Origin of the sequence: Vibrio sp. (assembly GCF_050299255.1) — a bacterium.
GTDB lineage: Bacteria > Pseudomonadota > Gammaproteobacteria > Enterobacterales > Vibrionaceae > Vibrio.
Genome location: NZ_JBNKVP010000024.1, coordinates 20,977 through 44,303 on the forward strand (window position 1 = coordinate 20,977; position 23,327 = coordinate 44,303).

Genomic DNA, 23,327 nt, shown 5'->3' on the forward strand with positions numbered 1-23,327 from the left:
TTGATTTACACTCCGGGCCCTTAATTTGTATCTATTCGATAGCCTCAAAGACGTCGCCCAAGAATACCTAACAGAGCCTCAAATTGAGGCTCTGCGTCAATCTTATGTGGTCGCACGCGATGCCCACGAAGGGCAAACCCGTTCCAGCGGTGAGCCTTACATCATCCACCCGGTTGCTGTATCCCGTATCCTGGCTGAAATGCGCCTGGATCTGGAAACGCTGCAGGCGGCGCTGCTGCATGATGTGATTGAAGATTGCGACGTCACCAAGGAAGATTTAGAAGCGCAATTTGGTAGCGCTGTGGCTGAATTGGTCGATGGTGTTTCTAAGCTGGACAAGCTGAAATTCCGTGACCGCAAAGAAGCTCAGGCAGAAAACTTCCGTAAAATGGTCCTGGCCATGGTGCAGGATATTCGCGTAATCCTGATCAAACTGGCCGATCGTACCCACAACATGCGCACGCTGGGTGCCCTGCGTCCGGATAAACGCCGCCGAATCGCGCGTGAAACTCTGGAGATTTACGCACCACTGGCTCACCGTCTCGGTATCCACAATATTAAAACCGAACTGGAAGAGCTGGGGTTTGAAGCCCTCTATCCTAACCGCTATCGGGTACTGAAAGAGGTCGTCAGAGCCGCTCGCGGCAATCGTAAAGAGATGATCCAGCGCATTCACAGCGAAATTGAAGGCCGACTTGAAGATTTCGGCCTCAGCGCACGCGTGCTGGGGCGTGAAAAAAACCTGTTCTCCATCTATAACAAGATGAAATCCAAAGAGCAGCGTTTTCACACCATCATGGACATCTACGCCTTCCGCGTGGTGGTCGACACCGCCGATAGCTGTTATCGGGTGCTCGGACAGGTCCACAGCCTGTTTAAACCGCGTCCGGGTCGGATGAAAGATTATATCGCGGTGCCGAAAGCCAACGGCTATCAATCCCTGCATACTTCAATGGTTGGCCCTCACGGGGTACCGGTGGAAGTCCAGATCCGTACCGAAGACATGGATCAGATGGCAGATAAAGGGGTTGCAGCCCACTGGTCTTACAAAGACAAGGGTGATAAATCCGGCACTACGGCTCAGATCAAAGCCCAGCGTTGGATGCAAAGCCTGTTGGAACTGCAGCAAAGCGCCGGTAACTCGTTCGAATTTATCGAAAACGTTAAGTCGGATCTGTTCCCGGATGAGATTTACGTCTTTACCCCGAAAGGCCGTATCGTCGAACTGCCGGTTGGCGCCACCGCGGTCGACTTTGCCTATGCGGTGCACACCGATGTCGGTAATACCTGTGTCGGCGCCCGGGTAGACCGTAACCCTTACCCGCTCAGCAAATCGCTGAAGAACGGCCAGACTATCGAAATCATCAGTGCACCGGGCGCAAGACCTAACGCCGCCTGGCTGAACTATGTGGTGACTTCGCGGGCCCGGACCAAGATTCGTCAGGTGCTGAAAACCATGCGCCGGGAAGAGTCGATCACCCTCGGCCGCCGTTTGCTGAATCACGCCCTCGGAGACTTGTCGCTGTCCGACATCAGTGAAGAGAACATCCAGCATGTTCTGACCGATCTGAAACTGGCTAAGATGGACGATCTGCTGGCGGCTATTGGTCTGGGTGAAAAAATGAGTATCGTCGTCGCGCGCCGATTGCTGGGCAGCGCCGATGAACTGACCGAAGTGCTGGGCAAAGACGGCCAGCCGAAGAAAAAGCTGCCGATCCGCGGTGCTGAAGGCATTCTGCTGACCTTCGCCAACTGCTGTCACCCGATCCCGGACGACCATATTATCGCTCACGTGTCTCCAGGTCGTGGTCTGGTGGTACACCGGGAAACTTGCCCGAACGTGCGTGGCTACCAGAAAGAACCGGATAAATACATGGCGGTGGCCTGGTCGGACGATTACGAGCAGGAGTTTATTGCCGAGCTGCGTATCGATATGCACAACCATCAGGGGGCGCTGGCAGAACTGACCAATGTGATCTCGAAAACCGGATCCAACATTCACGGTCTGTCGACCGAAGAGCGTGATGGCCGTTTGTACACAGTGACCGTGCTGCTCACCACCAAAGATCGGGTGCACTTGGCCAGCATCATGAAGCGTATTCGGGTGATGCCACATGCGCTGCGCGTCCGGCGCAGAAAATTCTGATCACAAGCTCAACCTAAACTGCCCGGTACCAATGACCGGGCAGTCTGTTATCTGGATTCCATCATGAACCTCGAACGTTACCAACGCATTCAACAGGTGCTGAAAGCGCGCCAACCTGACCTGACGCTCTGCCTGGAAGAAGTGCATAAACCCAACAATGTCTCGGCGGTCATCCGCACCGCAGATGCGACTGGGGTACATAAAATTCACGCCGTGTGGCCCAATCAACAGATGCGCACCCTGAGCCACACTTCGGCTGGCGCACGTAACTGGGTGGAGCTGGATACCCACGACACCATTGGCGCCGCGGTTAACGAGCTGAAAGCACAGAATATGCAGGTACTGGTGACTAACCTGTCGGACAGCGCGGTGGATTTCCGTGACATCGACTACACCCGCCCGACCGCGATCATACTCGGTAGCGAAAAAGTCGGCGCATCGGAGCAGGCCAAACAGCTGGCCGATCAGGATATCATCGTGCCGATGATCGGTATGGTGCAGTCACTGAATGTCTCCGTCGCCAGTGCGGTCATTTTGTATGAAGCGCAGCGACAGCGACAGCTGGCCGGCATGTATCAACGTGAAACCAGCGCCCTACCCGCAGAAACCATTCATCGCATCCTGTTTGAGCGCGGCCATCCGGTACTGGCCAAAGTGGCGAAACGGAAAAAACTACCTTATCCGCCACTGGATGAACAGGGCCAAATCATCGCCGATCCCGAGTGGTGGCAGGAGATGCAGCGCCGCTAAGCCGCGCTGTTTTGAGCTGATTACCAGTCCAATTAATCCTGTACAAAAACACAGCCTGATGGTTAACTATCGCTAATTGATTGAAACTATTACGAGACTGCCATGGCCCAACTCTTGTCCGCTGTTTCCCTGACCTCGCTCACCGGTGTCGGTGCCAAAGTCGCTGACAAGCTGGCCAAAATTGGGCTCCATTCGGTGCAGGATCTGCTGTTTCACCTGCCATTACGTTACGAAGACCGTACCCGGGTTTACCCTATCATCAAGCTACATCCGGGCATCTGGGCCGCAGTGCAGGGAAAAGTGATGGCGGTCGACACCATTTTTGGCCGGCGCAAAATGCTGACGGTCAAAATCAGCGACGGCAACGGCACCCTGACGCTGCGCTTTTTCAACTTTACCGCCGCAATGAAAAACAATTTTGCCGAAGGCAGACAAGTGCATGCCTACGGCGAAATCAAACGTGGCCAGATAGGGCTGGAAATCATCCACCCGGATTACAAGTTCTTCCAGGGCCAGCAACCGTCAGACAGCGACCCATCCCTGACTCCGGTTTACCCCACCACGGACGGACTGCGCCAAATCACTCTGCGTAACCTGACTGATCAGGCGCTGGAGCTGCTGGATAAAATGGCGGTGCAGGAACTGCTGCCAAACGGCCTATACCCGCAGCAAATTACCCTGGCCGACGCGCTGCATACCATCCACCGGCCCAAACCCGATATTGATTTAAGCCTGTTTGATGAAGGCCGCCACCCGGCCCAGCTGCGCCTGATCATGGAAGAGCTGCTGGCACAAAATCTGTCGATGCTGGCGGTGCGCAGCCAGGGCCAGCAAGACATCGCCCTGCCACTGGCGCCCTGTGACACGCTCAAACAGCAATTGCTCGACCAACTGCCGTTCAAACCCACCGGGGCCCAGCAGCGGGTGGTAGCGGAAATTGAGCAGGATCTGGCCAAGCCCCACCCTATGATGCGCCTGGTGCAGGGCGATGTTGGTTCAGGTAAAACCCTGGTAGCGGCACTGGCGGCCCTACGCGCGATCGAAAACGGCTACCAGGTGGCACTGATGGCACCGACCGAACTGCTGGCAGAGCAGCACGCCGCTAATTTCAGCCAATGGCTGGCACCGATGGGGATTGAAGTCGGCTGGCTGGCGGGAAAACTGAAAGGCAAAGCCAAACAGGCTCAGCTGGATAATATCGCCAGTGGCGTGGCCAAAATGGTAGTCGGCACCCACGCGCTGTTTCAGGAGCAGGTGGCGTTCTCCCACCTGGCGCTGGTGATCATAGACGAACAGCACAGGTTTGGTGTCCACCAGCGGTTAGGGCTACGGGAAAAAGGCGCCAAACAGGGGGCTTATCCGCATCAGCTGATCATGACCGCCACGCCGATCCCACGCACCCTGGCGATGACTGCCTATGCTGACCTGGAAACCTCCGTGATCGACGAACTGCCGCCCGGACGGACACCGATCCAGACCGTCGCCATTGCCGACACAAAACGCGATGACATCATTGAGCGGATCCGCCATGCCTGTGTCGAACAGGGCAAACAGGCTTACTGGGTCTGTACCCTGATTGATGAGTCGGAAGTGCTGGAAGCGCAGGCGGCGGCCGACGCGGCTCAAGATCTGCGCCAGCGACTGCCCGAAGTCAACATCGGCCTGGTGCACGGCCGGATGAAGCCGGCAGAAAAACAAACGGTGATGCAGCAGTTTAAAGACAATCAGCTGCAGCTGCTGGTCGCCACCACCGTGATTGAAGTCGGCGTGGATGTGCCCAACGCCAGCCTGATGATCATCGAAAACCCGGAACGGTTGGGGCTGGCGCAGCTGCACCAGTTGCGAGGCCGGGTTGGCCGGGGGTCGGTCGCCAGCCACTGTGTGCTGCTCTATCACGCACCGCTATCGAAAACCGCCCAGAAGCGGCTCGGCGTACTGCGCGAAAGTAACGATGGATTTGTCATCGCCCAGCGCGACCTGGAAATCCGCGGACCGGGTGAACTGCTCGGCACCAAACAGACTGGCCTGGCGGACTTTAAAATCGCCGATCTGGTACGCGATCAACGGCTGATCCCGGAAGTTCAGCGTATTGCCCGTCATATTCACGACCAGTACCCGGACAACGCCAAGGCGATCATCGACCGCTGGCTGGGTGACCGGGATCTGTACGCCAAAGCCTGACCGACGATAACTTACGCACGGTTGCGAGCTGACCTAACTTTTACCCTGTACCGGAAAACTGATCTGCGCTTTCAGGCCGCCTTCACTCCGGTTGGTCACCGAGACGGAGCCGTGATGCTGGCTGGCAATCCGTTTTACAATAGCCAGGCCAAGGCCGGTCCCTTCACTGCCGCGGGCGGTATCACCGCGGGCGAAAGGTTCAAATAAGCGTGCCACCTGGCTCATATCTATCCCCGGGCCGTTGTCCTCAACACAGACCCAGACCAGCTTGCGATCCGCGGTGATACCGGTACTGATTTTCACCCAGCCGTTGCCGTAACGAATCGCGTTGACCACCAGGTTGGTGACCGCGCGCTTAATAGCAATCGGGCTGCCCAGCGCCTCTTTACCAGCCTGAAGATCGGTGTCGATACGGTGCTCATAACCGCCTTCGGCGACCGCTACTTCATTGGCAATCTCGTTCAGCTCGACCGGGACAAAATCCTGTTGGTCGAGCGGTTTCAGGTAATCCATAAACTGGCTGATGATTTCATTACACTCTTCGATATCACCGATAATGCCTTCCGCCAGGTAGCTGTCCTCCGGCGACATCATCTCCGTCGCCAGACGGATGCGGGTCAGCGGCGTACGCAGGTCATGGCTGATGCCGGCCATCAGCAGCGCCCGGTCATCTTCCAGCGCCTCAATGCCCTTAGCCATCTGATTAAACGCTTTGGTCACCGAGCGGATTTCTGTCGCGCCTTTTACCGGCAGCGGCGGCGGTATCTCGCCCCGCCCGACTTCTTTGGCCGCTTTGGCCAGCGTGATCAACGGCCGGTTTTGCAAGCGGATAAACAGCCAGCCACCGATGATGATCAGCAACGCGGCGACTAAGCTGTTACGAAACAGCGGCGCAAAGTCTTCTTCCTGCAACTCAGAGAGCGGAATGCGCAGCAGCGAGCCGGGAAGAGAATCTATCTTCATCCACAGCACATAACTCTCTTCCCCCAGCATCAGGCGTACTTCGGTATTGACCCCCAGCTCCTGGGTCATTTCCTCGCTCATCAGGTCGATCGGCACCGCATGGCGATATTCGTCTGCCGTCGGACTCTGCTCGCCGTGGATGGTCACCCCAAGCAGTTCCAGTACCCGGCGACGCATCGGTGCGTCGATCACCAGTTCAGAATCGATCGGGTAGTCGTCTTCCAGCATCAGGCTGATTTCATGGCCGAGGATCTTGTTGAACTGCTGCAGGCTGGGCAACAGGGCGTAGTTGAATACCGCGTAGTAAGAATAGATCTGGCTGCCGATCAACAGGGTGAAAAACAGCAGAATGGTTTGAGTAAAGGAGCTGCGAAAACGCATGTGAAGGCCTCGGGTTGCAAGCTTCTGTGACTGATTATGTTACGCCCGGGCGTGAAACACAAAAGCCGGCAACCGTGGTATGAAATGAGCAGTTAAACTTGTTTTCCGTCTGGAACAAACACGTAGCCCAGTCCCCAGACGGTCTGAATATAGCGGGGCTTGCTTGGGTCGACTTCCAGCATCCGGCGCAGACGGGAGATCTGCACATCAATAGAGCGTTCCATCGCCGAATATTCCCGGCCACGGGCCATGTTCATCAGTTTGTCACGGGACAACGGCTCACGGGCGTTGGTCACCAGGGCTTTCAGTACCGCGAACTCACCAGACGTCAGCGGCATCGCTTCATCGCCACGGAACATCTCGCGGGTGCCCAGGTTAAGACGAAATTCGCCGAATTCCACTACCGACTCTTCCGAGCTCGGTGCACCCGGCAGCTCGATCGACTGACGGCGCAGCACCGCTTTGATTCGCGCCAGCAGCTCACGCGGGTTAAACGGTTTCGGCAGGTAATCGTCGGCGCCCACTTCCAGGCCGACAATGCGATCCACTTCGTCACCTTTGGCGGTCAGCATCAGGATCGGCAGCATATTGTTGGCATTGCGCAAGCGGCGACAGATAGACAAGCCATCTTCGCCCGGCAACATCAGGTCCAGCACCATCAGGTGGAAATTCTCCCGCGTCAGCAGGCGATCCATCTGTTCACTGTTGGCGACGCTGCGCACCTGGAAGCCCTGCTCCGACAGGTAACGCTCAAGCAATGCACGCAGACGGGCATCGTCATCTACTACTAAAATCTTAAAGTTCTCTTGCATTTACTGGCTCCGCCTAACTGTTGTGCCTATCGAAAAACTCACAGGCTAAATGTAACATCAACCAACGAGAAGTGATCGAAAGAATTGTTAAGGTTTGTTGCCCAAAGTCTAGCGGATTTAGCACAAAAAGGCAGAGTCAGAACAAGGTGTTGTGGCGGCGGGCAGGTTAGCGAGGACGTTTTTTGGCGTAGCGATAGTTGATGATGTCTTCGATCAGTCGCTGCTCTTTGCGGTTTTTTTCGTAGTCACGTTTGGCCTGCCAGCGCTGCATAACCGATTCAATCCCCTGTACTCTGGCGTGCTGGCGCTGCAGCTGTTTTTCTACCGAGTGACACTGGGCCTGCATCACCGCCTGCTCCTGTTGCTGGTGAGCCAGCAGACGTTGCAGCAGGGTATCGACCATGGTCATGTTCATCAGGCTGGTGCTGTTCAGCGCCTGATCAGCGGAAGGTTTACTGACCGATTTGAGCAGCGCTAACTGCTCAAGCTGCTGCTGGACATAGCGATGATTCTGACGCATCTGATCCAGCTGCTGACCGACCCGGTCGCAGCTGCGCTGCTCCATCTGCTGCAGTTTGCCAACCGCGCGGATTTTTTCTTCTATCATCCTGCCGCCCCGGCTGGTTGAAACAGTTGCGCCAGTTCACTTAGGCTGGCCGGATAATCAACACTTTGCTGGGCCGTGCTGCTGCAGGTAGCGCTGCAGTTGAGGATAGAGGGCAACCGAGCGGTCCAGCTCAGGATCTTGCCCCGGCTGATAGCCGCCCAGCGGCAGCAGCTCTTTCACCTGCAGATAGTTGGCGTACATCTGGCGGAACTGGTTGGCCAGCGTGACCTGCGCATCCTGACTACAGGCATTCATGCATCGGCTGATGGAGGCATTGATGTCGATGGCTGGATAGTGGCCCTGCTCGGCCAGCTGGCGCGACAGTACCACGTGGCCATCGAGAATCGCCCGGGCAGAATCAACCACCGGATCCTGCTGGTCATCGCCTTCCGCCAGCACGGTATAAATCGCTGTCAGACTGCCATCGGGGTGGTCACTGTTACCGGCCCGCTCCAGTAGCTGGGGCAGAATACCAAACACCGACGGCGGATAGCCACGGGTCGCCGGTGGCTCGCCCAGAGCCAGGGCAATTTCCCGCTGCGCCATGGCGTAACGGGTTAACGAATCCATCATCAGCAACACATCTTTGCCCCGGTCGCGGAAGTACTCCGCCACCCGGTGGCACAACAGCGTGGCCCGCAAGCGCATCAAGGGGGATTCGTCCGCCGGTGCGGCGATCACGATTGCCCGTTTGCGCGCTTCGTCACTGAGATTGCGTTCAATAAATTCCCGCACCTCACGGCCCCGTTCACCGATCAGACCGACCACGATCACTTCCGCTTCGGTATTCTGGCTGATCATACCCATCAGGATACTCTTACCAACGCCACTGCCGGCCATCAGGCCGATGCGTTGTCCTTTACCTATGGTCAGCAGGCCATTAATGGCACGAACGCCGACATCCAGAGGTGTGTCGACCGGACGGCGTTTCAGCGGGTTGATCGGCGTAGCTTCCAGTGACACCCGCTCGCCGCCTTTCAGCGCCGGGCCATCGTCGAGCGCTTCTCCCAGGCCGTTGACCACCCGGCCGAGCCACTGCTCGCTGATGCTGACCAGGCTGTCGCCGTCCAGCGGGATCACTTTCGCGCCGGCGAACAGACCACCCAGCCGGCGGACCGGCATCAGATAGGCGACGGTATGGTCAAAGCCCACCACCTGGGCCTCAATCATGTCCCCTTCGGCAGTTTCCACCAGGCAGCGCTGCTCCAGCTTAAAGCGGCAACCGACCGCCTGCAGCATCATGCCATTCACTTTCACCAGCCGCCCGGTAACCCGCGCAACCGGCACCGAATCGAGCGAGGCCAGCGCCTCGCTGAGTCGTTCGTTCAAAACGGCCGAAGAGCGTGAACTAGTCATTCAGGCTCACTTCCTTGCTGGTAACACTCTCTTCCAGCATGTGCTGTTTCACGTTGTCCATACAGGCTTCCAGACGAGAATCGCAACTGGCGTCCGCTTCGGCATCTTCTGTCACCAGGTGACAACCGCCGACCGGCAGTTCGCTGTCCGCCACCAGTTTCCACTGCTGCGGCAGATCCGCGTTGATATCGTGGATACGCTGCAAATCCTGCGGATTGAGATGAATGGTGACCTGTTCGGCTTTGCCAGGCATCGCCCCCAGGGTTTCATCCACCAGTGCCAGGATCTGCTGCGGCACCAGGGTCAGTTCAGCCCGGATTACCTGCTGGGCAACTTTCTGCACCAGCTCACAGATGATCTGTCGCTGCTGCTGCTCGCGGTCAGCCTGCCAGCGCGATAAGTGCTGGTAGAGTTCATTGACTGGCTTGATCGCTTCCAGAAAAGTCTGCTTACCCGACTGTTCACCGGAGACAAAGCCCTGCTGAAAACCTTCTTTCTGACCTTCCAGCAGGCCCTGCTGTTTACCCTGCTGCAGCCCCTGACGCAGACCTTCTTCGTGGCCCTGCTCCAGCCCCTGCTGAAAGCCCTGTTCCAGCTGCTGCTGGATATCGACCGGACTGCCCGACCATTGTTCGTCGGCGAGTAAATCTTCGTCCACCACCGGCTGAGCCAGTGGCGGGAAACGGTGCAACCGGTAACCGCTCGGTGGCAGACGCATCACTTTGTTTGCCTTCATCGCTTACTCCACGGTGGCTTCTTCGTACAACAGCAGTTCCACTTCGCCGCTTTCCGACAGGTCGCGCACCAGTTCCATAATTTCCTGTCTGGCGCGTTCTACCCGGCTGATCGGCACCGCACCACGTAATTGCATGTCGTCTTCCAGCGACTGACGCATCCGCAGCGGCATCGAATCTTTGATCGCCTGCTGCAGGCGGACATCGGCACCTTTCAGTGCCACAGACCACAACTCCATCGGGATCTGCTGTACCAGGCGGTCCATGGTCTCTTCGCGCTGACGAGCCAGTACCAGGAAGTCGAACATGTTCTGTTCGATTTCGCCCACCACTTCTTCGTCGTGCAGGCGCAGCATCTCCATCAGCGAGGCGCGGTCGCCCTCGAAGCGGTTGATGATGTCGGCCACCTGTTTAACACCAGACAACGGTGCACTCTGGCTGACCGATACCTGTTCAATACAGCGCTCGATCAGTTCGTTAAGGTCATTGGCCACCTGCAGATCGATGTCCTGCAGCCGGACAATCCGGTACAGCAGCTCATCGTGGCAGTCTTCCGGCAGGTGTTTCAGCACCGCCGAGGAGGTTTCTGCCGGCAGATAGGCCAGGAAGATCGCCTGCATCTGCGGGTGTTCGCGGCTGATCAGGCGGGCCAGGATCTCTTCGTCCACCCACTGCAGTCGCAGCATGTTGTTGCGAATTTCGTCGCCATACAGGTTGTTGAGCAGCCCTTTGGCCAGATCGTTCCCCAGTGCTTTGCGCAGGGTATTGGACAGGTACTCTTTCGAGGCACCGCGAATGCCACTGTGCTGGCGGAAATCTTCAAAGAAATCGCTGATCACCTTGTGGGCACTGATACTTTTGATGCCACTCAGTTTGGCCATCGCCCGGGTTACCCGTTGAGTCTCATCGCGGCTGAAATGCTGCAGCACCTTGGCTGCGGCATCTTCGCCCATTCCCAGCAGAACCAGAGCGGTCTGCTCAACCTCGCTAAGCGCGGCTTTCGGCGCTGACTGTGCTGTGTTCATTTCCATTTACCCATTGTTTTAGTACTTCGGCGACACGTTCTGGTTCTTCGTTAGCGATCAACTGCAGATGTTTAAGCTGGATTTCCAGCGGCGATCCCGGCGGTGGCAGCATGTCACTGGTGACATTGAGCCCTTCCGAGGCGCCGGTCAGGCCTTTCTCCAGCAGACGGCGGTTAAGCGCTTCTTCATGCTCACGCTCGGCGCTGGTCTGCAGATTGTCATACAGGCTGTCGTCTTCCGCTTCGGCAAACTCCAGTTCCTCGGCGCGACGGTCGGCACCGGTCAGGTGCATGATCAAAGGTCGCAGGACAAAGAAAATCATCGCCAGTCCCAGCATTCCGCCGATAACGTAACGCAGCGGCTGCTGGACAGTCGGGTCCTGCCACCACGGAATTTCTGCCGGCGCTTCAATTTCCACCGGGGTGAAGTTAAAGCTCATCAGGCTCATGTTGTCGCCGCGCGCGGCGGAAATGCCCACGGCATCGGCAATCATGGTGGAAATTTCGCTCTTCTCGGCATCCGTCCAGGCTTCGCCGTTCGGCGCGGCGGCGCTGTTGAGCAGCACCGATACGCTCAGTTTGGAGATCTGACCCTGCTGATACTGGGTGCGACGGACGCTGCTGCCAACCGCATACTGACGGTTCACTTCTGAACGGGCATTGGTATTCTGGCTGTCCTCGGTCGGCTGTTCACCGGTTACCGGAGGCTGGTTGCTCAGCGAACCCGGTACACCAAGGGCGATCTGGTCGACTGAGTTGTTGTGAATGGTATGCTCGTTGCGCACCACAGGTTGCGAATCGAGGATCTCCTGGGTTTCTTCTACCCGGCTGAAGTCCATGTCGGCCGCCACCTGAACCCGGAAGTTACTCGGGCCGAGGATTGGCGTCAGCATGTCAGAAGCGCGCTGGATGATCTGCTTCTCGACGTTCTTTTGGTAATCAAGGAACTTAGCGTTGACTTTACCGGTTTCGGTCGAGGCCACTTCCGCACTGAGTAACCGCCCGTATTGATCCACCACCGACACATTTTCCGCTTTCATTCCGGTGACACTGCCGATCACTAGGTTAATGATCGCTTCCACCTGCTCCGGTTTCAGGTCTTCCCCGGCGCGCAGCTCCAGCATCACTGAAGCGGATGGCGCTTCTGCATTCTGACGCACAAACAGGGTCTGGCGCGGAATCGCCAGATGGACCCGGGCGTTGTTGACCGCATTAAGGGAAATAATGGTGCGAACCAGTTCACCTTCCAGACCGTGACGGTAACGCGCGGTCTCCATAAACTGGCTGGTACCGAGCGAACTGTCATCTTTCAGCGCATCCAGACCGGTCGGCAGCTGGGCTTTAACCCCTTTTGCCGCCAGCAGCATGCGCACTTTGGCCACCTGACCTTCCGGAACCAGTACCTGGCCGTTCTGCTCCTGTAGACGGTAGTTGAAACCTTCCGACTCCAGTACCTGGACGATTTCACCGGTATCAAATCTTTCCTGCTGGCCATACAGCGGACGATAGCTTTGCGAAGAACTCCACAAGGCGACGACGATAATCGCGGCCACGATCGCAGCCAGTACCGCAGACAGCACCAGGTTGCGCTGGCTGCTGGACCAAAGCTGCTTAAGTTTGCTGCCCACCTCTTCAATCCCGGTATTAGCTGCTGTGGGGTTGAGGGTGGTCGCCGGCGCTGCACCGGCCATCTGAGTAGTTAATTCTGACATGGGTTACACCGGCATCTTCATGATGTCATCAAACGAGGTCACCAGCTTGTTACGCACTTGCATCAAGGCATCGAACGACAGGCTGGCTTTCTGACTGGCGATCATCGCGCCGACCAGGTCATCGCTCTGACCGGTTTCCACTGCGGTCACTTTCTGGCTGGCGATCGCTTGGTGCTGGTTTACGCTGTCCAGTACCTGCTGCATGCTGGATGCAAACGACAGCGGCGGATTGAGCGACTGACCGTCGAGCGGGTTAGCACTGACGACAAAATCGGGCTGAGCCCGCACCTGCATAGATTCCATTTTGGCCAGCAACAGTTGCTCGGCACTGAACGCTTGATTAATGGTTGGGTTAGCCATCGTTTCACCTCCTTTATGCAGCCGAGCCTAGCGCCGACTGTAAATCAATTCCCTGTTCCCGCATTGCCGCCAGCTTGTAGCGCAGTGCCCGCGTGGACACACCGAGCGCGTCGGCGGTCTTGGTCCGGTTACCGCCAAACTGGCGCAGCTTGTCGAGAATATATTGAAATTCAGCCTGCTTTTTCGCTTCAACATGGCCAAAATTCTGTTGTGGTTGGGCCGCCGTATCGTTCAGCTCGATCGGCAGCATCAAATCCTGTGCGGTAATAAAATCGCCATGGCGCATCACCAGCGCCCGCTGGATGACGTTCTCCAGTTCACGGATATTGCCCGGCCAGTGGTACTGGCTGAGCGCTGCCACGGCGTCATGGGACAAGTGACAACGGCTGTTGTCCTGATATTTTTCAATGAAAAACTGGCTGATGGGCAGAATGTCTTCCTGGCGCTCACGCAGTGGTGGCCAGTGCAACGGCAGTACGTCAAGACGATAGTAGAGATCTTCCCGGAAGGTGCCTTGTTGCACTTCCAGGCGCAAATCTTTGTTGGTGGCGGCGATCACCCGGATATCAAGCTGAATCGCTTTATGGCTGCCGACCCGCTCCACTTCGCGCTCTTGCAGCACCCGCAGTAGCTTAGCCTGCACTGCCGGCGACATTTCGCCGATTTCGTCCAGTAAAATGGTGCCGCCGTTGGCTTCTTCGAATTTGCCGCTCTGGGAGTTAGTGGCGCCGGTAAACGCCCCTTTGACGTGACCAAACAGCACCGCTTCCAGCATGGATTCCGGAATGGCGGCGCAGTTCACCGCAATAAACGGCCCCGCCGCGCGAGGCGACTGCTCATGGACATAGCGCGCCAGCACTTCTTTACCGGTGCCCGATTCGCCGGTGATCAGCACGCTGGCGTGGGTACAGGCAGCGCGGTGCGCCAGTTGCAATACTTGTTTGCTGCGCCAGGAGTGAGCAACGATGTTGGCCATCGGTTTGCCCAACGCTTCGACCCGCTGCAGCAGATTGAGTAACTGATTAGACTCAAACGGGCGCAACAGGTAATCGGTCGCGCCGGCTCGCATCGCCTCGGCCGCCAACAGCCCCTGGTCCTGTTCAACGATCGCTATCGCTATCCCGGCTCCACGTTGCTTCTGGTGGCAGGCGACCCATTCGCGCACGCTGATATCCGGCAGATTGGAACTGACCAGGGTGATGCCAGCAGCCGGTTCCAGCAGCGCACTGCGGCCGGTACGCACCAGCCTGACCTGATAGCCGGCTTCAGTCAGCATTTCCTGCATCGGCTGAGCGATCTGCTCATTGGGCTCAACCAACAAAATATCCATTTTTGTCATTACTGAACCTCAGTCTTAAGTTTTCCCGGGCGGCCTTGGGCGGCGGCCACGGCCTGTTCACTGCGGATCAGACGGACCGTCACGCGGCGATTTTTCGCCTGCCCCTGCTTGGTGCGGTTGCTGGCCACCGGATAGCGGTCACCATGGGCGCGCACTTCCAGCTTGGCCACCGGCAATCCCAGTTCCACCAAGACGCTGGCGACATCGTCTGCCCGCACCCGGGCAATTTGCAGGTTGGCAATCGCATTGCCGACGTTGTCGGTATGGCCGTCGATCAGCACCTTATTGACCTCGCTATCCACCCGGACATAACTGGCCAGGGCTTGCAACTGTTGTCGCTGCGCCGCGCTCACCACCCGCTGACCAAAATTGAACTGCAACACCAGGTCTCTGGCTTCGGTGAAAGCCATCTGGGGCAATTTGGCCCGGCACTGATTGAACCGGGCTACGGCACTCTGGATTCGGGTGCTGGGAATTTGTACCGACTGCTGATGCCCTGCCTGAGTCGAATCCAGTTCCAGTCTTATCCAGGATCCCGACGCTAATCCGCTCAGCAGTGTCTCAACGCCGGACTCAAAATGTACCAGACCGTCACGGTTAACCTTGCCCAGGCCAAAGCTCTGGCTGGTAAGTGATGTTTTCTGCCAGGGGGCGGCTTGTTGGAACAGCTCCGCGTTGGACCAGTTTGATTGCGCTTGTGGGTTCACCAACTGCAGTGACAAAGGGCGGTTAGGGCGAGCGGCAAAACGTAATGTGCCCAGCGGAGAAACCGGCTGACTCAGATTGCACTGAAACGCATCGCCACTATATTTCCATGAAACCAGATCCATCGGAATAGTCATTGTCTGGCCGGCAAAGCCAGTGAGAGGAAAAAAGGACAAAAGAAGAGTGAAACCGATAGAATATATACTCAACCTGGTTGGTAATTGGTATTTCTTACACAGGCATGACTTTGTCAAGTTTGTAAAATATTCGTAACTTTCTATTTTCCATCCATAGGTAATCATGTCGTAACCTTATATTCGTGTGTTACAAGCAAGGCATAAAAAGACAAAAACGCCCTCAACCATCTTTTATAAAAATAAAAAATAGCCCTTAAAAAACATCATCTTATATCTTCAATTTACTCGATAAGGCGTTAATCGCCTCTTTTCTAGGAAATCAGATTAAAATTTAAACAGTGAGCGTTTTTTAATTAACCATTATTGTGGGAATTATTTATAGAGAAAACTAACCGAGTTGAATATTTAATTGAAGCCCCTAAATTAAGTTAAAATCAACATGTGAACTAAAGTCACAAAGTTAAAAAAGTAAGCTAAAAAGTTATAAAAATTTCAGAGTAGACTGTCGCCGACCATTTAAATCTGATGGAACGTTACCGGGTGGAAATTACAGATGGAAACAGTGAACCAATCGTCTACTCACGCACCCCAACCGCTCAATGTTGAGCTGCTGGGTAAACCGATTCACATCATTCGCGACAAGCTGCACGAGTTATTGGCGGCCTCCAGCCATACCCTGACCAATGAACTGCAGAACTGGCTTGGCAGCCAGCAGGTCGCGGTGAAGTTAGCCACACTGGAACTGCACAACCTCGACAGCAACAGTCTGGATAAATCTCTCACCAGCTGTTTTCGCCATCAACAGCAAGGCTTGCTCTACCTGCAGTGTGATTCCGCGATGCTGATTAAGCTGGCAGACCGTTTCTACGGCGCCAGCATCGAACGGGAAGACTGTGACATCACCAGCAGTGACCTGCGGCTGCAGCGGCGGATGGCCAAACTGCTGGCGCAATGTATTGCCCCGGAAGAAATGTGGCAGAGCTGCGAATTTGAATTCAGCCAGGGGGTAGGCCTGTATGCCACCCTGCAACTGCAGCTTGCCGATCAGCAGGCCAGCCTGGCGTTGGCGCTGGACAGTCAGCTGGTCAATACCCTGATTAACGAGCTTGAGCTGACGCCACCGGCTGATCTGGCAGAGCGTTTTCAGCGTTCACTGACCAGTACCCCGGTGCGGCTCAATGCCTTACTGAGCAGAAAAACTCTGCCACTGAGCCAGGTGCTCAGCCTGCAACCCAACGACATCATCCCGATTGAGATGCTGGCCTCCGTCCCGGTCAGTATCGGCAACCAACGACTATTCAACGGCCGGGTCGCCGAACAGGACGACCAACTCGTTTTGATCATTAACTCGGACAAGGAATCCTAATCATGAGCGAAGCAGCAGAAAACAGCGTACTAGACGGTGAAGAACTCAATTTCGACGATTTCCATCTGGAAGATCTGGAGCCGTCTTCCGAACCTGCGTTTACCCCGGTGGCAGAACGCGACCTGAGTTTTTTCAAAAATATTCCAGTCACCGTTACCCTGGAAGTGGCCAGCAAAGATATCGCCCTGGGCGAACTGATGAAAGCCGGCGAAGGCAGCGTGATTGAGCTGGACAAACTCAACGGTGAACCGCTGGATGTGAAAGTGAACGGCGCTCTGCTCGGCCACGCCGAAGTGGTAGTAGTCAACGATAAATACGGCCTGCGCCTGATTGACGTACTGGATTCCGCCCTGCATCAAATGGAGCCGTAACGTGCCATTTCGCAAACCTGCCATTGCCCGTATTGCAGTCAGAGCACGTCCATGGCTGATGCTGTTGGCGGGTTTGCTGCTGGTCCCGCTCGCTCAGGCAGATAACGGCCTGACCCTGTTTACCGTCAACGACGGCGCCAGCCAGCAGGAATACAGCGTCAAACTGCAGATCCTGCTGTTGATGACCGCGCTCAGTTTTATCCCCGCCTTTGTGCTGATGGCCACCAGCTTTACCCGCATCATCGTCGTACTGGCCATCCTGCGCCAGGCACTCGGCCTGCAGCAGAGCCCGCCCAACCGGGTGCTGGTCGGCATAGCGCTGGCGCTGAGTATCCTGATCATGCGGCCGGTCTGGTCCAATATTTATGATGAGGCTTTCGTTCCCTACGACCAGGGCGAAATCACCCTGATGCAGGCATTTTCGGTGGCAGAAAAACCACTGCGCGAATTTATGCTGGCACAAACCCAGCAGAATTCCCTGGAGCAGATGCTGCGCATTGCCAATGAACCGCTCGACCAGAAAGCCGAAGATATTTCCTTTGCCGTGGTGTTGCCGGCGTTTGTCATCAGTGAGCTGAAAACCGCGTTCCAGATCGGCTTTATGCTGTTTATCCCGTTTCTGATCATCGACCTGGTGGTCGCCAGCGTGTTGATGGCGATGGGGATGATGATGTTGTCGCCACTGATCATCTCGCTGCCGTTTAAACTGGTGGTGTTCGTGCTGGTCGACGGCTGGGCGATGACGGTCGGCACCCTTTCGGCCAGCTTTGGTTAGCGGAGGATGCCATGACACCCGAATTAACCGTCACTCTGTTTTCCAACGCCGTCTGGATGGTGATCACCATCGTCGCGGTGCTGATCGTGCCCGGCTTAATCGTCGGGCTCGGCATCGCGGTCTTTCAGGCCGCCACCCAGATTAACGAACAGACCCTGAGCTTTCTGCCCCGTTTGCTGACCACCCTGCTGATGGTGATTTTTGCCGGCCACTGGATGCTGCGCAAAATCATGGAACTGTTTGATTACCTGTTCCACAACATTCCCGGGATGATCGGCTGATGGCGCTGACATTTGCCGAGCTGTCGGCCTGGCTGGGCCAGCTATGGTGGCCATTTTTCCGGGTCGGCGCGGTATTTCTGTCGATGCCGTTTTTCGGCGATGCGCTAATCCCGGTCTGGCTGCGCAGCCTGCTGGCCCTTTCCATCGTGGTGATCACCGCCCCGCTGATGCCCGCCATGCCGGCGGTCGAACTGTTTTCTGTTACCTCGCTGGTGCTGGCCATCGAACAGACCTTGTGGGGGCTGTTTTTCGGCCTGATCCTGCACCTGCTGTTTACCGTGTTTACCATGCTGGGCCAAATCGTCTCGATGCAGATGGGGCTGGGTATGGCGGTGATGAACGACCCGGTCAACGGCCTGTCGGTGGCTATTCTCGGCCGGATATTTTTGCTGCTCTGCACCCTGCTGTTTCTGGCGCTGGAAGGTCACCTGCTGGTGATTGACATCCTGATCCAGAGTTTTTACATCTGGCCGGTCGGTTCTGGCCTGAGCATGATTTCACTGCAAAAAGTGGTCACCCTGTTTGGCTGGACGTTTGCTTCCGCGCTGGCACTGGCACTGCCGGCCATCGCCGCCATGCTGCTGGCCAACATCAGTTTCGGTGTGATGAACCGGGCGGCGCCCAGCCTGAACGTTTACGCGCTCGGTTTTCCGATGACCATGCTGCTGGGGCTGTTCAGCGTGTTGATCTCGGTCAGCGGCGTGCCAAGCCGTTATACCGCGCTGGTGCATGAAACCCTCAGCGCGCTGAATTACTACCTGACGGGGGGCGCATGAGTCAGTCATCCTCGCAGGACAAAACCGAAAAAGCCTCACCGCAGAAAGTTAAAAAAGCGCGCGAACAGGGGCAGATCCCCCGCGCCAAAGAGTTTACCGCCGCGCTGATTTTTCTCGCGGTGGCGATCTTTTTTTACGCCCAGTTGCCGCGCATCTGGCAACACATCAGCGGGGTATTTCGTTTCAACATGTCGCTGAACAAAGGCGACCTGGAGCGGCCGGAGCAGCTGCTGGAACATCTGGCAGAAAGCCTCGGCCTGCTGATTGACCTGCTGCTGCCGCTGTTTGTGGTCATTCTGGTGGTGGCGGTTGCCAGCAGCCAGATCCTGGGAGGCTGGCTGTTCCGCCCGGCCAACCTGATGCCCAAGCTGAGCAAACTCAGCCCGCTCAGCGGTATCAAACGGATGTTTTCCACCCGCTCGCTGGCAGAACTGGTCAAATCGACCCTGAAAGTAGCGGTTATTTTCGCCCTACTGTATGTCTATCTCAACGACCATCTGCAACCGCTGATGGCGATGCAGCGGCTGCCGCTGACCCAGGGGGTGAGCCTGATCATGTCCATCTTGTTCGACGGCCTGCTGCTGATGGGCTTTGCGCTGCTGGTATATGGCGTGCTGGACATCCCCTATCAGCGCTGGGAGCACCTGAAAGAGCTGAAGATGACCAAGCAGGAGCTGAAGGAAGAGTACAAGAACAACGAAGGCCGGCCGGAAGTGAAACAGCGTATCCGCCAGATCCAGCAGCAGTTCGCCCGGCGGCGCATCGACAAAATGGTTCCGACCGCCGACGTGGTGATCGTCAACCCGACCCACTACGCCGTGGCACTCAAGTATGACCCCGGGCTGTCCGATGCACCGTTCGTGGTCGCCAAAGGCATCGACGAAACTGCGATGCACATTCAGCGCATCGCACGGGAAAACCAGGTCGAGATTGTTCACTCTCCGCCGCTGACCCGTTCGATTTACCACACCACCGCGATTGAGCAGGCGGTTCCCAGCCAGCTCTATATCGCGGTGGCGCATATTTTAACTTACGTGCTGCAACTGAAATCGTTTCGCAGCGGCAAAGGCGCCCAGCCCATGCCGTTGCCGCCGTTTTCAATTCCCACTCACTTGCAGCACTAACCGGCACGATTTCAAGGAAATGACACCATGCTGAACTGGTTAAAACACTTACAGACATCATCAAAAGGTTATCTGGGGATACCCTTCGTTCTACTGATGATCCTGGCGATGGTTATCCTGCCACTGCCGCCGCTGCTGCTGGATGCACTGTTCACGTTTAACATAGTGCTGGCGATCCTGGTGCTGCTGGTCAGCACCACCGCCAAGCGGCCGCTGGATTTCTCCATCTTCCCGACCATTCTGCTGGTCGCCACCCTGATGCGGTTGACCCTGAACGTGGCCTCAACCCGGGTAGTGCTGCTGGAAGGCCATAACGGCGGCGATGCGGCCGGTAAAGTCATCCAGGCATTTGGTGAAGTGGTGATCGGCGGCAACTATGTGGTCGGTATGGTGATTTTCGTCATCCTGATGATCATCAACTTTGTGGTGATCACCAAAGGTGGCGAACGGATTTCCGAAGTGTCGGCGCGCTTTACCCTCGATGCCCTGCCCGGTAAGCAGATGGCCATCGATGCCGACCTCAACGCCGGCCTGATCGACCAGGAAGCCGCAAGGCTGCGCCGCCGCGAAGTGGCCAATGAAGCCGACTTCCACGGTTCGATGGACGGTGCGTCGAAATTTGTCCGCGGTGACGCCATCGCCGGTTTGCTGATCCTGTTTATCAATATCATCGGTGGTATCAGCATCGGCGTATTCGAATACGGTCTGCCGGCGTCAGAAGCGTTCAAGACCTATGCCCTGCTGACCATAGGTGACGGTCTGGTCGCCCAGATCCCGTCTCTGCTGCTGGCCACCGCCGCGGCGATCATCGTCACCCGGATCAACGACAGCGACAACGATATGTCGCAGACGATGAAATCCCAGCTGCTGGCCACGCCGGCCACCCTGTTTACCGTCGCCGGTATCATGCTGGTGATCGGTTTGGTGCCGGGCATGCCCCACCTGGCGTTTTTCACCTTTGCCGCCGTGGTCGGTTTCGCCGGCTGGCGTTAGCGCAAAAATCCCGACCATGATCAGCAGCTTCAGGAAGTGGAAGCCCTGTCGCAGTCGATGCAGCAGCAGGATGAAGCGCCGCTCTCCTGGCAGGATATTCCCCATGTGCACAGCCTGTCACTGGCACTGGGTTACCGGCTGGTCCACCTGGTTAACAAAGACCAGGGCGCGCCGCTGACCCAGCGTATCCGCGGGGTCCGGCGTAATCTGTCTGAGCAGGTCGGTTTCCTGCTGCCGGAAGTGCGCATTCGTGACAACCTGAGCCTGAAACCCAACCAGTACACTTTATCGCTGAACGGTGAAGTGCTGGAGCAGGGCTTTATCGAACCAGACCGGTTGATGGCCATCGCGGTGGGGGAAACCTTCGGTGAAATCGACGGTATTCTCGGCAGCGACCCGGCCTATCAGTTGCCTGCGGTGTGGATCAGCCACCAGGACAAAGCGCGCGCGCTGAACATGGGCTATCAGGTGGTGGACGATGCCACCGTGATCGCCACCCATATCAGTAAAGTGATCAAATCCAACCTGGCTGACCTGTTTAACCACGATGACGTGGAAGCGATGCACCAGCGCCTCGCGGCCCAGGCGCCCAAGCTGGCCGAAGCGCTGGCGGCAGCGCTCAATCCGGCCCAGCAGCTGAAAGTATTCCGCCAGTTGCTGCTCGATCAGGTACCGCTGAAAGACATTCGCACCATCGCCAACAGCATGCTGGAAGCATCGGAAAACAGCAAAGACCCGATTCTGCTGGCGGCGGATGTCCGTTGCAGCCTGCGCCGCACCCTGGTCAATCTGGTGGCCGGTGGCAAAAATGAACTCAATGTCTACGCGTTATCGGATGAGCTGGAGCAGATGCTGCTGACCTCACTGCAGCAGGCCCAGGCAAGTGGCAGCGTGATGCTCGACAGCTTCCCGATCGAACCGAATATTCTTGGTCAGTTCCAGCAGAACCTGCCACTGATCAAACAACAACTCAAACAGCAGGGCTTCGCACCGATCTTGCTGGTGATGCCGCAACTGCGGCCTCTTATTGCCCGTTATGCACGTAGCTTCTCTCAGGGGCTGGCGGTACTGTCGTATAACGAAATCCCTGAAAACAAACAGATAAATGTGGTAGGTAACCTTGGATAGTTTTACTTCTCTCCGCAGCATCGAGCGGCAGATCAGCCGCCTGATGCTCAAACAGGTCACCAGCGACGATGACAAGCTGGTGTATGACGCTTTCTGTGCCAACGATATCCGTCAGGCCTCTCAGGCGATCCGCAGCGCCAAAAACGGTGATGTGGTTTACCAGCATCTCAGCCTGCGCTTTGGCGGTAATGGCGAGCAGAGCGTGTTCGAATTTGACCTTTCAGAGCCGATGCGCAGCTGCCTGGACCTGTTCAGCCTCTATCTGGCCCTGCGCCAGGTCCATTTTCAGCTGGAAACTTTTCATCCGGATCTGATCAGTGAACTGGTGGTGCCGCTGCATATCAATGCGGTTCAGTGGCCGGACGCCAGTCGCTTGTGGCGCCAAATCCTGCGTCAGCACCGCAAAGAACTGGTGCACCTGATCCCGTCGATTCAGTTTAACCCCGGTGAATCGCCCCAGGATCTGCATAGCAGCCTGGCCCCGCTACGGGAGCTGACCCATGCGCTGTGGTACGAAATCCGTTCCCCCGAGCAGGTGCTGGAGCCACTGGCAACCGACAAACCGGACGCGATCAAACTCTCCCTCAGTCTGGAGACCAAACACGACCGCGAAGCGCTGCTGCCAGTGCTGAAATTTCTCCGCCGGCATAAATTAACCTGGGTGGCGGCGCGGGTCGGCTGTCAGAATGAACTGAACCAGTTCAAGATGCTGGGCGCAACTTATTATTTCGGTTACTTCAGTGACATCCCGGTGCTGCAGGGATTCAAATCACTTAATCAACCGGTCGACAACAGCTGGCTGGATGCCAGTAGCGACTCAATCCACTGATTCGGTGGAATCAAGATCACCAAAGCAGCACAAAAAAGCCATCTTAGCGATAATTTTTAAATTTCAGATTAATACTCGCGGTCAGGTGTCCGCCTCTAGTCTCTGAGCAAGGAAATTCCCTGCGCCAGACAACAGTGACAATCAAGGAGAACTGAGATGGCTTTATCAATGCACACTAACTACGCGTCGCTAGTAACTCAAAACACGCTAAGCAAAACTAACAACCTGCTGACCACCGCTATGGAGCGTCTGAGCACAGGTTACCGCATCAACTCTGCAGCGGACGACGCGGCCGGTCTGCAAATCTCTAACCGCCTGGAAATGCAAACTCGCGGTATGTCAGTTGCAATGCGCAACGCTCAGGACGGCATCTCTATGCTGCAAACGGCTGAAGGCGCGTTCGACGAAGCAACCAACATCCTGTACCGTATGAACGACCTGGCCACTCAGTCTGCTAACGGTACCAACACTGCGGCT

19 protein-coding genes and 3 pseudogenes are annotated in these 23,327 nt (G+C 56.5%); 12 read left to right on the forward strand and 10 right to left on the reverse strand.

The window, feature by feature from the left end; all coding sequences use genetic code 11:
* Positions 1–25: 25 nt before the first annotated feature.
* The 3 genes from spoT (at position 26) to recG (ending at position 5,077) form a co-directional block, all read left to right on the forward strand.
* Positions 26–2,146: a bifunctional GTP diphosphokinase/guanosine-3',5'-bis pyrophosphate 3'-pyrophosphohydrolase gene (gene spoT, locus ACQY6F_RS08870; RefSeq protein WP_428773740.1), complete on the forward strand. Its 2,121-nt coding sequence runs from the start codon at positions 26–28 to the stop codon at positions 2,144–2,146.
* Positions 2,147–2,209: 63 nt separating this feature from the next.
* Positions 2,210–2,896 (forward strand): tRNA (guanosine(18)-2'-O)-methyltransferase TrmH, encoded by a 687-nt coding sequence (gene trmH / locus ACQY6F_RS08875; protein ID WP_428773742.1) that lies wholly within the window; start codon positions 2,210–2,212, stop codon positions 2,894–2,896.
* 102 nt (positions 2,897–2,998) lie between these two features.
* Positions 2,999–5,077 (forward strand): ATP-dependent DNA helicase RecG, encoded by a 2,079-nt coding sequence (gene recG, locus ACQY6F_RS08880; RefSeq protein WP_428773743.1) that lies wholly within the window; start codon positions 2,999–3,001, stop codon positions 5,075–5,077.
* Between the two features lie 33 nt (positions 5,078–5,110).
* On the opposite strand, the gene envZ is transcribed toward recG, so the two are convergent.
* The 10 genes and pseudogenes from envZ to ACQY6F_RS08930 all read right to left on the reverse strand — a co-directional run bounded on the left by envZ (position 5,111) and on the right by ACQY6F_RS08930 (position 15,207).
* Positions 5,111–6,421 (reverse strand): two-component system sensor histidine kinase EnvZ, encoded by a 1,311-nt coding sequence (gene envZ / locus ACQY6F_RS08885; RefSeq protein ID WP_428773745.1) that lies wholly within the window; start codon positions 6,419–6,421, stop codon positions 5,111–5,113.
* A 92-nt stretch (positions 6,422–6,513) separates the two neighbouring features.
* Complete coding sequence (gene ompR / locus ACQY6F_RS08890; protein WP_428773746.1) at positions 6,514–7,233, reverse strand: two-component system response regulator OmpR; 720 nt, start codon at positions 7,231–7,233, stop codon at positions 6,514–6,516.
* Positions 7,234–7,399: 166 nt separating this feature from the next.
* A complete protein-coding gene (gene fliJ, locus ACQY6F_RS08895; protein ID WP_428773766.1) occupies positions 7,400–7,837 on the reverse strand; it encodes a flagellar export protein FliJ in 438 nt (145 codons plus the stop codon).
* Positions 7,837–9,196: pseudogene (fliI, locus tag ACQY6F_RS08900) on the reverse strand (flagellar protein export ATPase FliI). Before fliI ends, fliJ begins: the two are co-directional and overlap by 1 nt.
* Entirely contained in the window at positions 9,189–9,932 is a 744-nt protein-coding gene (gene fliH, locus ACQY6F_RS08905) for a flagellar assembly protein FliH (RefSeq protein ID WP_428773748.1), read from the reverse strand. Before fliH ends, fliI begins: the two are co-directional and overlap by 8 nt.
* 3 nt (positions 9,933–9,935) lie before the next feature.
* Entirely contained in the window at positions 9,936–10,955 is a 1,020-nt protein-coding gene (locus tag ACQY6F_RS08910; RefSeq protein ID WP_428773749.1) for a flagellar motor switch protein FliG, read from the reverse strand.
* Positions 10,918–12,666 (reverse strand): flagellar basal-body MS-ring/collar protein FliF, encoded by a 1,749-nt coding sequence (gene fliF, locus ACQY6F_RS08915; protein WP_428773750.1) that lies wholly within the window; start codon positions 12,664–12,666, stop codon positions 10,918–10,920. The genes ACQY6F_RS08910 and fliF overlap by 38 nt, the downstream gene beginning before the upstream one ends.
* Before the next feature lie 3 nt (positions 12,667–12,669).
* Positions 12,670–13,026: a flagellar hook-basal body complex protein FliE gene (gene fliE / locus ACQY6F_RS08920; protein WP_428773751.1), complete on the reverse strand. Its 357-nt coding sequence runs from the start codon at positions 13,024–13,026 to the stop codon at positions 12,670–12,672.
* A gap of 13 nt (positions 13,027–13,039) precedes the next feature.
* Positions 13,040–14,365, reverse strand: coding sequence for a sigma-54-dependent transcriptional regulator (locus tag ACQY6F_RS08925; protein WP_428773752.1), 1,326 nt, complete (start codon positions 14,363–14,365; stop codon positions 13,040–13,042).
* Positions 14,365–15,207, reverse strand: a complete 843-nt coding sequence (locus ACQY6F_RS08930; RefSeq protein WP_428773754.1) for an OmpA family protein — start codon at positions 15,205–15,207, stop codon at positions 14,365–14,367. The genes ACQY6F_RS08925 and ACQY6F_RS08930 overlap by 1 nt, the downstream gene beginning before the upstream one ends.
* Positions 15,208–15,760: 553 nt before the next feature.
* Here ACQY6F_RS08930 and ACQY6F_RS08935 point away from each other — a divergent pair.
* The 9 genes and pseudogenes from ACQY6F_RS08935 to ACQY6F_RS08975 all read left to right on the forward strand — a co-directional run.
* Complete coding sequence (locus ACQY6F_RS08935; RefSeq protein ID WP_428773755.1) at positions 15,761–16,573, forward strand: FliM/FliN family flagellar motor switch protein; 813 nt, start codon at positions 15,761–15,763, stop codon at positions 16,571–16,573.
* A gap of 2 nt (positions 16,574–16,575) precedes the next feature.
* Positions 16,576–16,944 (forward strand): flagellar motor switch protein FliN, encoded by a 369-nt coding sequence (fliN, locus tag ACQY6F_RS08940; protein ID WP_428773757.1) that lies wholly within the window; start codon positions 16,576–16,578, stop codon positions 16,942–16,944.
* 58 nt (positions 16,945–17,002) lie between these two features.
* Complete coding sequence (fliP, locus tag ACQY6F_RS08945) at positions 17,003–17,719, forward strand: flagellar type III secretion system pore protein FliP (RefSeq protein WP_428773768.1); 717 nt, start codon at positions 17,003–17,005, stop codon at positions 17,717–17,719.
* An 11-nt stretch (positions 17,720–17,730) separates the two neighbouring features.
* Positions 17,731–18,000 carry a flagellar biosynthesis protein FliQ gene (gene fliQ, locus ACQY6F_RS08950; protein WP_428773758.1) on the forward strand — a complete coding sequence of 90 codons (270 nt, stop codon included), beginning with the start codon at positions 17,731–17,733 and terminating at the stop codon, positions 17,998–18,000.
* Entirely contained in the window at positions 18,000–18,776 is a 777-nt protein-coding gene (gene fliR / locus ACQY6F_RS08955) for a flagellar biosynthetic protein FliR (RefSeq protein ID WP_428773759.1), read from the forward strand. The genes fliQ and fliR overlap by 1 nt, the downstream gene beginning before the upstream one ends.
* A complete protein-coding gene (gene flhB / locus ACQY6F_RS08960; protein WP_428773761.1) occupies positions 18,773–19,900 on the forward strand; it encodes a flagellar biosynthesis protein FlhB in 1,128 nt (375 codons plus the stop codon). The genes fliR and flhB overlap by 4 nt, the downstream gene beginning before the upstream one ends.
* A gap of 27 nt (positions 19,901–19,927) precedes the next feature.
* Positions 19,928–22,021, forward strand: a pseudogene (flhA, locus tag ACQY6F_RS08965) (flagellar biosynthesis protein FlhA).
* Positions 22,014–22,850: a diguanylate phosphodiesterase gene (locus ACQY6F_RS08970; protein WP_428773762.1), complete on the forward strand. Its 837-nt coding sequence runs from the start codon at positions 22,014–22,016 to the stop codon at positions 22,848–22,850. Before flhA ends, ACQY6F_RS08970 begins: the two are co-directional and overlap by 8 nt.
* Before the next feature lie 156 nt (positions 22,851–23,006).
* Positions 23,007–23,327: pseudogene (locus ACQY6F_RS08975) on the forward strand (Lateral flagellin); the annotation flags it as partial.